Genomic DNA, 13,550 nt, shown 5'->3' on the forward strand with positions numbered 1-13,550 from the left:
CGATTCCCTTTCGATTTTCCCGAACAACGATCCGATCAAGAGACGAGGTACGCCATGAAGCGCATCACTGCAGTCATCAAACCCTTCAAGCTCGATGAAGTCCGCGAAGCGCTCGCGGAGGTTGGCCTGACCGGCCTGACGGTCACCGAAGTCAAAGGCTTCGGCCGTCAAAAGGGACACACGGAGCTGTATCGCGGCGCCGAATATGTGGTCGACTTCCTGCCGAAAGTGAAAATCGAGGTAGTGGTGGCGGACGATCAGTGCGACCAGGTGATCGACGCGATCATCGGCGCGGCGCGCACCGGCAAGATTGGCGACGGCAAGATCTTCGTTACCGACGTCGAGCGGGTGATCCGCATTCGCACCGGCGAGGAAAACGAAGCCGCCGTTTGAGGTTCAGGCTTTAAGGCCTACGGGCTATCTCATCCATCTGGCGCCAGCCCCAGACAATCACACGCAGCGGACGCCGAACCGCTCGCCGCAATAAAAAACGGTGCGGTGCCCTTACGGACATCGCACCGATACGCGCCTCTCGCAGCAGCGTGAAAAAGTTTCTAAAGCTGTTCTAACTACATCGTTCGATTAGAACGAGTGTTGAATACCTGCATAAACGCCGGTCTGCTGATGACCGTGAATCGGGTTTTCGTTGTAAGCCACCGAGCTGCCCGTGCCGCTGTCGCCGCCGTTGCCGGCCGAGTTGGCGTCGAGACCGAAGTTCGCCGTCTTGCTGTTACGCACTTGAGCGATCTGGATGTCGAGCAGCGTGCGCTTGGACAGGTTGTACGAACCACCCACCGTGTAGATGTTCGCGTTGCCCGCGCCATTGTTGGCGTTGACGTGGTACACGGCTGCGATCAGTGCTGCTGCCGGCGTTGCTTGCCACGTGATGCCGCCCCATTCCTGGTCCGTCGTCGTCGGCGTGCCGATAGGTACACCGGTTTCGCCCGACGTGCGCGCGCCCTGGTACACAGCCTGAATCTTGAACTGACCCAGGAACACGTTCACGCCAGCAAAGTATTCGCGACCGTAGTTGAACGGACCGTTCGGAGCGCCGGCAGTCGGATCGCCGAGGCTACCGTTGATGTTGTTGCGGATTTCGTCATACAGGCCGCGAACCTGGAACAGCGAGTTCGTGTACGTCAACTGCAGGCCATCTTCACGACCTTGCGCCGAACCGTTGCCGCCGTTGAACGACGTCGAGTTCGAGAAGGCGTATTGGCCGTACAGGTCAAAGCCATACAGCTTCGGCGACTGGTACGAAATGTTGTTGCTCGATTGCGGCCAGTTGCGGCCACGCACCAGCGACGCCGACGACCAGTTCGATTGACCGAACGGGTCGAAGTCCCATGTGCCGTTGGAGATGAACAGTTCGCGGCCGAGGAGCAGGGTACCGAACTGGTCGTTTGCGACACCGACAGTTGCCCAGCGATTCCAGATGGAGCCGGCGGAGCCGAGTGCGCCGGAAGCCGTGCTGAACGCGCCTTCCAACTGGAACAGCACCTTGTTGCCGCCACCGATGTCCTCGACGCCCTTCATACCCCACAAGCTCGTGCCCCAGTCGCCGCTTTCAACGCGGACGCGCGAGGTGGAACCCGTGTAGTTAGCATTCGGAAGGCCGCTGATGTATTCGACACCCGCATCCAGACGACCGTACAGCGTCACGCTGCTCTGAGCGTGCGCAACGACACCGGCCGACATCAATGCCGCGGCGAGCAATGCTTTCTTCATCTTCTCCTCCATACCCTGTCAAAAGAAAAACCCAGTACTGCGAATGGTGTCCGGTCGCCAGAGGCGCCGAACAGAAATCCGTACCAGGGAGACGGTTTGGGTCGATCGGGGCGTGTTGTCATGACGCTGCAGCCTGAGGCTATCTGTACGTCATTCCGATCCCTCGTCGACCGGTATCTCCTCTGCGTTTTGAAGTGAAACTACTTTTAATCAACTTTGTTTTGGTACTTTGGTTACTAATTTATCAAAAATACCCCTGGGTGGGAGAAGAAATTGTTTCGCGGTCGTGCAGATGTCTCCAAATTGCAATAGCGATGTGTTGCAGCACTCATAACGGCATCCCAAAAACAGCGTCAAACCCTTGTCTGACAAGGGAATCACGGTTCGTGTAGGGTAGCCTTAAGGATTGCCACTATTGACGCTGCAAAACGGTGGGAGTAGGGCAAAAAACGGGGTCTTGGCGCGGTATTTGGGACAATTGGGGGTCCAAAATACGCAAATTGGAATGAAAAAGGCGCTCGTTGTAAGCGCCTTGTAAAACTACATTCACTACATCTGACAGCGCATGACGGCGTCGGACTACATTTGACTACATCTGTTGTCCTGAACGTTGTCGAGATCTCACTTGAGGCTGCCCGAGAGGAATTGCTTGAGCCGCTCGCTCTTCGGGTTCCTGAATACTTCGTCCGGATGTCCCTCTTCCTCCACGCGGCCCTGATGCAGGAACATCACATGGTTCGAAACGTTGCGCGCAAAGGCCATCTCGTGGGTGACGACGATCATCGTGCGGCCCTCTTCGGCGAGCGTCTGCATGACCTTCAGCACTTCGCCCACCAGTTCCGGGTCGAGCGCGGAGGTAGGCTCGTCGAATAGCATGACGTCGGGATGCATCGCCAGCGCGCGCGCAATCGCCACGCGCTGCTGCTGGCCGCCCGACAGATGCGACGGATACTGCTTTTCCAGCCGCGGCGCGAGGCCCACCTTCTCCAGGTATTGACGGGCGCGCTCCTCGGCTTCCCGGCGCGGCAGGCCCAGCACGTGAACCGGCGCTTCGATGATGTTCTCCAGTACCGTCATGTGCGCCCACAGGTTGAAGTGCTGGAACACCATCGCGAGACGGGTGCGCACGCGCTGCAACTGTTTGGGATCGGAGACCTTCAGCGCGCCGGTCTTGTCTTTTAGCGTGCGGACCTCTTCGCCGTCGACGAAGATGCGTCCCGAGTTAGGTTGTTCGAGAAAGTTAATGCAGCGCAGCATCGTGCTCTTGCCCGAACCGGATGAGCCGATCACGCTGATGACGTCGCCGGCGTTCGCGCGCAGCGAGACGCCCTTGAGCACTTCGTTGTCGCCGTATTGTTTATGAAGCTCGTCGACGAAGAGCTTTTGCTTCCTGGTGTTCATGAGTCGAAGTCCTTGACGGCTTATTTGCCTTGCGGCCGCAAATAGGCGAGCCAGCGGCGCTCGGCGCGGCGGAACAGCCACACGAGCGTGAAAGAGATAGCCAGGTAGAGCAGGGCGGCGAGGCCGAACGCGTTGAACGACTGATAGGTCGCCGAGTTGACGTCGCGGGCGATCTTCAGGATGTCCGGCACGGTGGCGGTGAAGGCCACTGTGGTGGCGTGCAGCATCAGGATCACTTCGTTGCTGTAGTAAGGCAGCGCGCGGCGCAGCGCCGACGGCAGAATCACGCGCCGGTACAGCGTGAACGGCGACATGCCGTAAGCCCGCGCGGCTTCGATCTCGCCATAGGGCGTGGCCTTGATGGCGCCGGCGAAGATCTCGGTGGTGTAGGCGCAGGTGTTCAGCGTGAAGGCGAGCAGCGTGCAATGCATGCCGTCGCGGAAGAACGCGTTGGTCAGTTCGTGATTGCGGACCACTTCGAGACTGTAGAGGCCCGTGTAGCAGAGCAGCAGTTGCACGTAGAGCGGCGTGCCGCGAAAGATGTATGTATACAGCCACACGAGGCCCGCGAGCCATTTCTTCTTCGACACCCGCGCGACCGCCAGAGGAATCGACAGACAGAAGCCCAGGCCGATCGACACCACCAGCAGCCACAACGTGATCACGACGCCGGTTAGGCGGTAACCGTCGCTATACAGATAGTTGCGCCAGTATTCCTGAACGATCTCGATCATAGGTCCGCCTTTCGCACGCCGGTCGAGTAGCGCTTTTCGAGATACATCAGCACGAAGTTCGAAACCGTGGTGATGACGAGGTAGATGGCCCCCGCCAGCAGGGTAAAGAAGAAGAAACGCAAGGTGCCCTTGCCGGCATCCTGCGAGGCCTTGACGACGTCGGCGAGGCCGATGATCGAGACCAGCGCCGTGGCCTTCACCATCACCTGCCAGTTGTTGCCGATGCCCGGCAAGGCAAAGCGCATCATCTGCGGAAACATGATGCGCGCGAATACCTGCCAGCCGGTCATACCGTAGGCCGAGCCCGCTTCGAGCTGGCCGCGCGGCACGGCGAGAAAGGCGCCGCGGAACGTCTCGGTGAAATACGCGCCGTAGATGAAGCCGAGCACCGCGACGCCGGCCACGAACGGGTCGATGTCGATCTGGTCCCAGCCGAGCAGGTCGGTGACGTCGTTCAGGCCGATCTGCAGGCTGTAGAACAGCAGCAGCATCAGCACGAGGTCGGGCACGCCGCGCACGAGGGTCGTATAAAGCGTGCCGATGCCGAGGGAGACACGGTTTTTTGACAGTTTGGCCGCCGCGCCGAGCAAGCCCAGCACGAACGCGAACACCAGCGACAGCACCGCCAGCTTGACGGTCTGCCAGGTGCCGTTGAGAAGCAACGGGCCGTAGCCTTGAAGGAACATATAAGGTCCTTGACGATGCGTGAGGTGCGCACCGCGAAAGACGCGGCCCGACTGCACCGCTGAGCAAATCATGACCGTCCTGCCGTTGCCGGCTGGACAGCGCGCTTTCCGACTGTGTTTCCGACTGTATTACCCGGCTCGCGGCAGGCCCATGCGGGTCGGCCCGAGTAACGGATGCTGCGAAGCAGCGGGGGCGCGAGGCGCCGGCCGGTCAGAACGGTATCGGAACCGTGGTTCTGGCCTGGGCCGGCCGTCGCTATTCTAGGCGTCCAAAATTGTCGTGCCGGATCGTTTCCGCGGCCGCACCGGGCTGTCGCCGGGGTCCTGGGGTTGTCCCGCAGGTGACGCCGCGGGCGCCGGCCGTTGGTATCCAACATCGCTCGCCGCGGACAGCACGCCTGAGTCCGCCCGAAAAGCGCAGCATTTTACCCGAACGGGCGCACCATGCCAGTCCGGCAACCAGGCCGCCCGGCTGCCGCGCCGATTGCCCGCATGGGTGAAACGATCCTGTGCGCCGGAGCGGGTTGTGTGGGACGCCGTGCGCCCATACATTCTGGGCATCGCAATGCACCTTACTGGAGAACCTTATGATCGAGATCCGCCGCTCTGAAGAACGAGGTCACGCCAACCACGGCTGGCTCGATTCGTATCACAGCTTTTCGTTTGCCGATTACTACGACGTGAACCACATGCACTTCGGCCCGTTGCGTGTGATCAACGAAGACCGCATCGCGGGCGGCCAGGGCTTCGGCACGCACGGACATCGCGACATGGAGATCGTGACTTACGTGCTCGACGGCGCGCTCGCGCACCGCGACAGCATGGGTAACGGCTCGACCATCCGTCACGGCGACGTGCAGCGCATGAGCGCCGGTACGGGCGTGAGGCACAGCGAATTCAACGCCTCGGAGAGCGAGCCGGTGCATCTGCTGCAGATCTGGGTGTTGCCCAGGCGTGCGGGCGATCAGCCCGGCTACGAAGAAAAACGCTTCGACGCGGCCGACAAGCGTGGCCGTCTGCGTATCGTGGCGTCACCGGATGGCCGCGACGGCTCGGTGACGATCCATGCGGACGCATCGATTTACGCGGCGCTGATCGACGGCGCCGAGCAGGCGGCGCTGCCGTTGCAGGCGGGCCGGCGCGCGTATGTGCACGTCGCGCGCGGTGCGCTCACGGTCAACGGCGAAGCATTGGCGGCGGGCGACGCGGCGATGATCGTCGATGCCGGTTCGGTGACGCTCGAACAGGGGCGCGACGCCGAAGTGCTGGTGTTCGATCTCGGCGCGCTGGATGCCTGAGCGGAGTTCGAACCCGCGCTTGAGCATCCGGGTGGGCGCGTGGCGGCGTAGACGTGTGAGCTGAGCGCACCCGGCGAGCCGCCTCGCCCCGATACGCAAAACAAAAACGCCACGGAACAAAACTTCCGTGGCGTTTCCATCTGCACGGCTGGCGCGGCGCCGAAGCACCGGGCCAGCCGTCCATAAGCAGCGCTAACTTACTGATTCTCTGCCGGGGCCGAGGCTGCGCCCTTATGATGTTGCCAACGGTCGCGCATCTTTTCGTGACGCGCTTCCATCATGGCCCAGTGTTTCTTGAGGGCGGTGCTGACGAGGGTCTTTTGCTGGTCGTTCAGGCCGTTGTAGAACGTGAGCCATGCTGCCGAGGTTTGCTCGCGCAGTTGATGGTTCTGCTCTTCAGCCTTCTGATGCATGTCGTGCAGCGCGTTCAGATCGAGGATAGGTTGCTGCTGCAGCGCCTTCATCTGATCGTGCATCTGCTTGTGGGAGGCGTGCATTGCTTCACGATTCTGTTTCATCGTGTCGAGTGCGGCCTGCCACTGCTTTTCCTGATCCGGGCTCAGGTTGAGCTGGCTGTGCAGCCTGGCCATTTCTTCCTTGAACTGGCCATGATGCTGGTGCCAGCCGCCGGGAGCACCGGGGCCGCCCTGGCCGTCGGATTGAGCGGCGTAGGCGCCGAGACTGATAGCGAGCGAGGCTGCGGCGACGGCAACGAAGCGTGACATTTTTGTGGACATGAGTGGCTCCTTGTAATGGAATAGCCGACGATGCAAACACGGCGACACAGGACGGGATGCATTCGGTAAGACACAGCGTAAAGACCCGCGAGCCGCGCTGTGTTACCTGAGCACGTGTCGCTATTACGCGACATTACGGGCGCCTTTCGCCGTAACACCCGGTAACCCTTTGAGGGGTGTCCGGCCCAGAAACCCTATCTCCTGGGCGTTAAACTTCATCTCATGGCTACTCAAATACTTGTCGTCGACGACGACCTCGAACTCCGCGACCTGCTGCGCGACTATCTGGCGCGCCAGGGCATTGAAGTGTCGGTGCTGCACGACGCCGGCTCGCTCGAGCGGCGGCTGGAGCGCGAGCGCCCGGACCTGATCGTGCTCGACCTGATGATGCCGGGCGTCGACGGCCTGACGGCGTTGCGCAAGCTGCGCGCGGCGGGCGACGATATCCCCGTGATCATGCTGACGGCGCGCGCCGACGACGTGGACCGCATCGTCGGTCTCGAACTGGGCGCGGACGACTACCTCGGCAAGCCGTTCAATCCGCGCGAATTGCTGGCGCGCGTGCAGGCCGTGCTGCGCCGCCGCCGCACGCTGCCGTCGGCGGCCGCACCGGAGCAGCGCGAGCCGTTCACGTTCGGCCGCTTCACGCTGGATTTCCAGTCGCGCACGCTGAATCTCGAAGACAAGCCGCTGACCTTGTCCGGAAGTGAATTCGCGCTCCTGAAGATTTTTGTGAATCACCCCATGCGCACGCTGACCCGCGAGCGCCTGCTTGAATTGCTCCATGGTCCCGAATACGACGGCACCGACCGCGGCATCGACGTGCAGGTCTGGCGTCTGCGCCGCATCCTTGAAACCGACCCGTCCACTCCGCGCTTCATCCAGACCGTTCGCGGCCGCGGCTACGTGTTCGTGCCGGATGGCGAACAGCATGCGCCGGCCCATTGATTCACTGTTCGGGCGACTGGCGTTGCTGGTCGTCGCGGTACTCATGCTCTCGCATTTCGCAGGGTATGCATTGTTTCGTCTCGAACGCAGCCAGTTTCAAAGCCGCTATGCGGTAGAAGAAGCCACCTTCCTTGTCGACGCCGTGCGTCAGCACGTCCTGCACACGCCGGATCAGCCCTTGCCTTCGCGCGTGCGGCTCGTCGACCCGGCGAGCAAAGACGTGCCGGCGGCGCAGGATAATTCGAACACGCCGCTCGGCCACTTTCTGGACGACGTGCGCGACCGGATGCCCGCAGGCACCCTCGTGCGGCTCGGCGAAGCCGGCAAGCTGCCGACACTTTGGGTGCGCCAGCCGAACGACGCGAACTGGATCGTCGTGCCGGTTCAGCCCCTGCGCCCGCCGCGCTCGGTTGACCGCATGGTGCTGTGGCTTACCATCATCTTTACGTTTGCCGTCATGGCGGCGCTGTTCGCCGCGTGGCAGTTGCAGCAGCCGTTGCGCTCGCTGGCCAACGCGGTGGCCCGCTTCGGCCGGGGTCAGCCGGTGCCGCCGGTGCCGGAGCGCGGGCCGCGCGAATTGCGTCAGTTGACGCACGGCTTCAATCAGATGGTGCAGGAAGTGGCGCGCACGGAAAACGATCGTGCGGTGATGCTCGCGGGGGTTGCGCACGATCTGAAGACGCCGCTTGCGCGGCTGCGCCTGCGCGCCGAGATGATGGACGAGGCCAAGGTGCGCGACGGCGTGGTGCGCGACGTCGATTCGATGACGCACATCGTCGAGCAGTTTCTGGTGTTCGCTCACGACGGCGCCGATCGCAGCGAAGCCGTCGAAGTCGACGCGCAATGCGAGCGCGTGGTGCGCAGCTACCGGGCGGTGGCGGCGAATGCGTCCAGCGTGCTGACCGATCTGAAGGCCGGTCCAGGCTTCTTGTTGCCGGCGGCCACGCTCGACCGCATTCTGTCAAACCTGCTCGACAACGCGCACGCCTATGGCGCCCCGCCGGTGGTGGTGGCGACGGCGCGCACGGCGGCGGGCTATACCTTGTCGGTACAGGACAACGGCGGCGGGATTGCGGCGCAGGACCTGATCAACGCGAGCCGGCCGTTCGTGCGGCTCGACCCGGCGCGCGGCGGCAACGGCCATAGCGGGCTGGGGCTCGCGATTGTCGAACGGTTGGTGCGGCGAGCCGGCGGGGAATGGGAACTTGGCAATCACGGCGGGCGTGGCTTGCGGGTGCTGATGACGTTCGCGTTTGAAACCGTGCCGCGCGTGACTTCGGTTTCGGAAAGCGCCTGGTAGGCTGACAGGTCTCGTGGGCGGCGGGCGCAACTGCACGCCGCGTCCGCACCCACAAAAACTTACTCCGAAAACAGCGTATTCAGCGCGCTGGCCGCTTCGCTGTCCACCGTGTTCCACGTCACGGTTTCCGCCTCGAAAATGTAGTGCGTGGTGTACTTGCCGAGGCGCGTGAGGATTTCCTCCTGAATTACCTCCGGCGCCACTTCCAGCTTCAGATACCACGCCGTCGACGATAGACGCGTCTGAAACGCGCCATACTCGGACAGCAGATGGTCGAACGCCTCGGCATCATGATCGCGGCAAACGATGACCAGATTTCCCTTCATGCATATCTCCCGGTAGAGCGATAACGACAAGCATCATCTGAAGCTCGATCATACCTGCTTACCTCGGGGGAGTCGGCGTGTCAGGCCGGTCGGCAAGAGTGGAGTCGCCTTGCCGTCGGACCAGACGAACCAGACGGGCGAGCCTGCCGGGCCTGGCAACGGGCATGGATCACCAGGTCGCGGCGGCGGCACGCGTGGGCGGCGCGGTGTCGTCGGGCGGCAGCGCCTCGGTGCGGTCGCGGCCGCCCGTTTTGGCGGCGTAGAGCGCGAGGTCGGCGCGGCTCATGATGCGCTCGGGCAGATCTTCCGGCGACAATTCGGTGATGCCGATGCTCACGCTCAGATTGGCCGACGCCGGCAGCTTGGTCGACGGCACGGCCTTGAGCCGCGTGCGCAGTCGTTCGACGACGTCGCGCCCGCCTTCGAGCGCGGTAGCCGGCAACAGGATGCCGAACTCCTCGCCGCCCAGCCGGCCGATCGCGTCGTTGCCGCGCAATTCGGCGCGGCAGGTATCGACGAAGTGTTCGAGCGCGCGGTCGCCGGCGGCGTGGCCGAAGCGGTCGTTGATCTGTTTGAAATGATCGAGGTCGGCAATCGCCATGCAGAGCGGCTCGCCGTTGGCGCGCGCGCGCTCGATTTCGTGCCGCAGCAGATCGAGGAAGTAGCGCCGCGACAGCGCGCCGGTCAGCGCGTCGTGGCGGGCCTCGGCCGAAAGCAGCGTGTTCGCCGATTGCAGTTGTTCGGCGAGATCGCGCGTCGCCCGGTGGTGACGGCGCTCGCGCACATAGGAAACGGTGATCACCCAAGCGAGTGCCGCCGTGCCGGCCAGCGTCAGGAATACCAGCAGCCGGTCGCGCTTATGGTTGCGTAGCAGTTCGGGCCAGGCCGCGAGCGGATCGACCAGATGGGCGGAGAGCCCTGAGTTGAGGCCGCCGCGCCACTCGTAGAGCGCCGGTTCGGGGCGGTTCGCGATGCCGAACAGTTGCACGGCGACCGCCGCCGGCACCCACGGCGCCTGCTCGCGCACCTGCTGCATGTTCTCTTCGATCTGGACGTTCGGAAAGTCGTCGCGGTGGTAGATGTTGCGGCGTTCGGCGGCGCTCATCTGTTTGATGTGGCCATCCGGCAGGACGTGGCCTTCCAGCGTGCTGTCGTGGGCCATGATGATGACGCCGTTTTCGTCGGCCACGAACGTTCCCGCGTGAGCGACCCAGTGGCGCAGGCGCCCGATCCCGACCTTGGCGATCACCACGCCCACCAGCACGCCGTCGTCATACACCGGCGCGGCGATGAAGATGCCCGGTTCGCCGCTCGAGCGGCCGACGCCGTAGGCTTCCCCGAAGGCGCCGAGCAGCGCATTGGACAGGAAATTGCGCCCGCGCATGTCGATGCCGACGAAGTTGCGGCTATGCGGATTGCTCGACGCCACGCACAGACCGTTGGCGTTGACGAGCCAGATGGAATCGAGCCCCGAGAAGCCCTGGGCGTCGTGCAGGAAGGCACTGACGCCTTGCAGTACCGGCACCTTGAGGAGGCTCGCGCGCAGCGTCTCGACCGGCACGGCGTTGCTGGCGGTATAGGCTTGCGATTGTGAAAGGGCGTGCTGCACGACGTCCATTTCGGCCATCGTGGCCGGAATGGCGCGCGCCATGGAGAGGTCGCTGGCGATCACTTCGGCCATATTGTCGACGATCGACGACGACATCTGCCGCTGCGCGAGCAGGGCGGCGTCGAGTTCCTGCTGAACCATGCGGTCGGCGATCAGGCCGGAAACGAGCCAGCACACCAGCACGACCAGCGCGAAGCTGAGCGGTCCGATTGCCTGGCGCATGGATTTCCTGTTCATCGACTCTATGATCCGTCAGACTTTTGGTTGCAACCAGGTCAATCGTTGCAGCGCGCCGGCGCTGAGTCCTGGGAGGCGTCGAGCGAGCCGCCTCGATCCGCGGCGCCGGATGCCCGGATGCCCGCGCACGGGGCTCTCTCCTTTCCCTTGGCCGGCCGGACTCATCCGCTTTTCCGCCCTGTCTCGATTTTAACCGCCAGGTGACACAACGCCATCCGTTATTGCGTTCCGGCGCGCGTCACCGGATCGCCGCTGGGTTCGCGGTGGGTTTGCTGTTGCGTTCGCTGTTGTGTTCGCCGTTGCGTTCGCCGTTGCGTTGTTAACGACCGCGCGGGCCGCTTTCTGAACGGCGCTGCGGGTTTTCCAGATGTCCGCGGCGCGCGGCGCCACCCCCGGCCCCGCTTCCCAGCTTGCGTGACGTGTCACAGATTTGCCCCGAAAGGTTGTGCCTGAAACACAGGTTGTAGTAGTGTCGTGCCGTCCAAAACGAGGAAAGCTCGCCAGCCCCGGGCGGCGCCTGCTGTGACAGGCGGCCCGAGTGGCGGATCCGGCGTGTTTCGGCCAGAATCCGGCCGCCGCCGGTCAATGTATCTCCGACGCTAACGATTACCGTGCCTATGCTTGTTGCCATGCCTGAATTCCGCTTTCCGGACCGCTTATGGGCCGGCGGCGCCGGCCCTCGCGCCGCGCTCGCCGCGCAACCGGCAAGCCTTGCCTGTCCTGCACTCCCGGCGCCGTCTCGCGCGGCCTGTCTTAACCTAGCCTACGCAACCAGGAAGGGCGTCTGATGGACTTCAGTTTCGATCTGAAACGCACCGCCAATGCATCCGCCTGGCGTTTGCTGCCCAACGGCTGGGACTTCGTGGCCTTCCCGCTGATCATCTGCGTGATCGCCTTTGCGGCGATCGGCTTTCACCAGACGCTCGCGCCGATGTCGACACTCAAGACCCAGGTCATTTCGCTCGACCCGGCGAGCCTGCCCGAGTACGCGCTACGCACCACGCTGCGGATGCTGGCGGCGATGGTAGCCTCGCTGGTGTTCACGCTGAGTTACGGCACGCTCGCGGCCAAGAGCCGTCGCGCGGGTCTCGTGCTGGTGCCGATTCTCGACATCCTGCAGTCGGTGCCGGTGCTGGGCTACATTTCGTTTACGGTCACGTTCTTCCTGGCGCTGTTCCCGGGCCGCGTGCTGGGCGCCGAGCTGGCGGCGATCTTCGCCATCTTCACGAGCCAGGCCTGGAACATGACGTTCAGCTTCTATCAGTCGTTGCGCACGGTGCCGCGCGATCTGGACGAAGTCTCGCGCGGCTTCCATCTGACCGGCTGGCAACGTTTCTGGAAGCTCGAAGTGCCGTTCTCGATGCCGGGCCTGATCTGGAACATGATGATGTCGATGTCGGGCGGCTGGTTCTTCGTGGTGGCTTCGGAAGCGATCACGGTGGGCAATAACACCATCACGCTGCCGGGCATCGGCGCCTATCTGGCGCAGGCCATCTCCGAAAAGAATCTGCATGCGATCGGCTGGGTGATCCTGACCATGACGGTCGTGATTCTCGCCTACGACCAGTTCCTGTTCCGTCCGCTGGTGGCCTGGGCCGACAAGTTCCGCATGGAGAACACCAGTTCGGGCAATGCGCCCGAGTCCTGGCTGCTCGACCTGATTCGCCGCACGCGCCTGATTCACCGTTTGCTCGTGCCGCTCGGCTGGATTTTCGCCAATGCCGCGCGCGTGCCGATGCGCCTGCCGTCGTTCGCCGGCGTCAGCTTCCCGATGCCGCGCATGCAAAAGTCGTCGCGTCTCGGCGACTTTATCTGGAGCGCGCTGGTGCTGCTCGTAACGCTCTACGTGGTGTTTCGCGTGGTGTCCTATGTGCGCACCGGCGTTGATCTCGCCGAAGTGGGGCATGTGCTGGTGCTGGGCCTGATCACGCTGCTGCGCGTGGTGGTGCTGATTGCGATTTCGTCGGTGATCTGGGTGCCGCTTGGCGTGCTGATCGGGCTGCGTCCGGCGCTCGCCGAGAAGATCCAGCCGCTCGCGCAGTTCCTCGCGGCGTTTCCGGCGAACCTGCTGTTTCCGGTGTTCGTGATCGTCATCGTGCGTTTCGACCTGAACCCGGATATCTGGCTGTCGCCGCTGATCGTGCTTGGGACCCAGTGGTATATCCTGTTTAACGTGATCGCGGGCGCGAGTTCGTACCCGAACGACTACAAGGAAGCGGCGGCCAACTTCGGCATCCGCGGCTGGCAGTGGTGGCGCAAGGCGATGCTGCCGGGCATTTTCCCGTATTACGTGACAGGGGCGATCACCGCCTCCGGTGGCGCGTGGAACGCGAGCATCGTGGCCGAGTTCGTCCAGTGGGGCAACACCAAGGTGGTGGCGCATGGCCTCGGTTCCTATATCGCGCAGACCACCGCCGCCGGCGACTTCCCGAAAATCATTCTCGGCATTGCCGTGATGTCCCTGTTTGTGACTCTGTTTAACCGCCTGCTGTGGCGTCCGATGTACGCCTACGCCGAATCCAAGCTTCGGCTCGATTGACAGGAAA

The 13,550-nt window shown here is 63.1% G+C and carries 12 protein-coding genes; 5 read left to right on the forward strand and 7 right to left on the reverse strand.

Annotated features, from left to right (window positions below; translation table 11 throughout):
- Nucleotides 1–54: 54 nt before the first annotated feature.
- Nucleotides 55–393, forward strand: a complete 339-nt coding sequence (gene glnK / locus FQ755_RS28830; protein ID WP_144158893.1) for a P-II family nitrogen regulator — start codon at nucleotides 55–57, stop codon at nucleotides 391–393.
- Between the two features lie 189 nt (nucleotides 394–582).
- On the opposite strand, the gene FQ755_RS28835 is transcribed toward glnK, so the two are convergent.
- From FQ755_RS28835 to FQ755_RS28850, 4 genes are all read right to left on the reverse strand, one after another.
- Nucleotides 583–1,728 carry a porin gene (locus tag FQ755_RS28835; protein WP_144158896.1) on the reverse strand — a complete coding sequence of 382 codons (1,146 nt, stop codon included), beginning with the start codon at nucleotides 1,726–1,728 and terminating at the stop codon, nucleotides 583–585.
- Nucleotides 1,729–2,349: 621 nt separating this feature from the next.
- A complete protein-coding gene (locus FQ755_RS28840) occupies nucleotides 2,350–3,129 on the reverse strand; it encodes an ABC transporter ATP-binding protein (protein WP_144158899.1) in 780 nt (259 codons plus the stop codon).
- Between the two features lie 20 nt (nucleotides 3,130–3,149).
- Nucleotides 3,150–3,863 (reverse strand): ABC transporter permease, encoded by a 714-nt coding sequence (locus FQ755_RS28845; protein WP_144158902.1) that lies wholly within the window; start codon nucleotides 3,861–3,863, stop codon nucleotides 3,150–3,152.
- Nucleotides 3,860–4,549 (reverse strand): ABC transporter permease, encoded by a 690-nt coding sequence (locus FQ755_RS28850; RefSeq protein WP_144158905.1) that lies wholly within the window; start codon nucleotides 4,547–4,549, stop codon nucleotides 3,860–3,862. Before FQ755_RS28850 ends, FQ755_RS28845 begins: the two co-directional genes overlap by 4 nt.
- Before the next feature lie 587 nt (nucleotides 4,550–5,136).
- On the opposite strand from FQ755_RS28850, the gene FQ755_RS28855 reads away from it, so the two are divergent.
- Entirely contained in the window at nucleotides 5,137–5,847 is a 711-nt protein-coding gene (locus tag FQ755_RS28855) for a pirin family protein (RefSeq protein WP_144158908.1), read from the forward strand.
- A 197-nt stretch (nucleotides 5,848–6,044) separates the two neighbouring features.
- On the opposite strand, the gene FQ755_RS28860 is transcribed toward FQ755_RS28855, so the two are convergent.
- Nucleotides 6,045–6,584 (reverse strand): periplasmic heavy metal sensor, encoded by a 540-nt coding sequence (locus tag FQ755_RS28860; protein WP_144158911.1) that lies wholly within the window; start codon nucleotides 6,582–6,584, stop codon nucleotides 6,045–6,047.
- A 222-nt stretch (nucleotides 6,585–6,806) separates the two neighbouring features.
- Between FQ755_RS28860 and FQ755_RS28865 the strand changes: the two genes are divergently transcribed.
- Together FQ755_RS28865 and FQ755_RS28870 are read left to right on the forward strand one after the other, a co-directional pair.
- Nucleotides 6,807–7,532, forward strand: coding sequence for a response regulator (locus tag FQ755_RS28865; RefSeq protein ID WP_074265463.1), 726 nt, complete (start codon nucleotides 6,807–6,809; stop codon nucleotides 7,530–7,532).
- Nucleotides 7,516–8,832, forward strand: a complete 1,317-nt coding sequence (locus tag FQ755_RS28870; protein WP_144158914.1) for an ATP-binding protein — start codon at nucleotides 7,516–7,518, stop codon at nucleotides 8,830–8,832. The genes FQ755_RS28865 and FQ755_RS28870 overlap by 17 nt, the downstream gene beginning before the upstream one ends.
- A 59-nt stretch (nucleotides 8,833–8,891) precedes the next feature.
- Here the strand turns inward: FQ755_RS28870 and FQ755_RS28875 are convergent, their stop codons facing one another.
- On the reverse strand, nucleotides 8,892–9,158 hold the full coding sequence (locus FQ755_RS28875) for a hypothetical protein (protein ID WP_144158917.1): 267 nt from the start codon (nucleotides 9,156–9,158) through the stop codon (nucleotides 8,892–8,894).
- Between the two features lie 169 nt (nucleotides 9,159–9,327).
- Nucleotides 9,328–11,004 (reverse strand): sensor domain-containing diguanylate cyclase, encoded by a 1,677-nt coding sequence (locus tag FQ755_RS28880; RefSeq protein ID WP_144158920.1) that lies wholly within the window; start codon nucleotides 11,002–11,004, stop codon nucleotides 9,328–9,330.
- 787 nt (nucleotides 11,005–11,791) lie between these two features.
- Here FQ755_RS28880 and FQ755_RS28885 point away from each other — a divergent pair.
- A complete protein-coding gene (locus FQ755_RS28885; RefSeq protein WP_144158923.1) occupies nucleotides 11,792–13,543 on the forward strand; it encodes an ABC transporter permease in 1,752 nt (583 codons plus the stop codon).
- The last annotated feature ends 7 nt before the right edge of the window (nucleotides 13,544–13,550 follow it).

This window comes from Paraburkholderia sp. BCC1885, from assembly GCF_900996235.1.
In the GTDB taxonomy this organism is placed as follows: domain Bacteria; phylum Pseudomonadota; class Gammaproteobacteria; order Burkholderiales; family Burkholderiaceae; genus Paraburkholderia.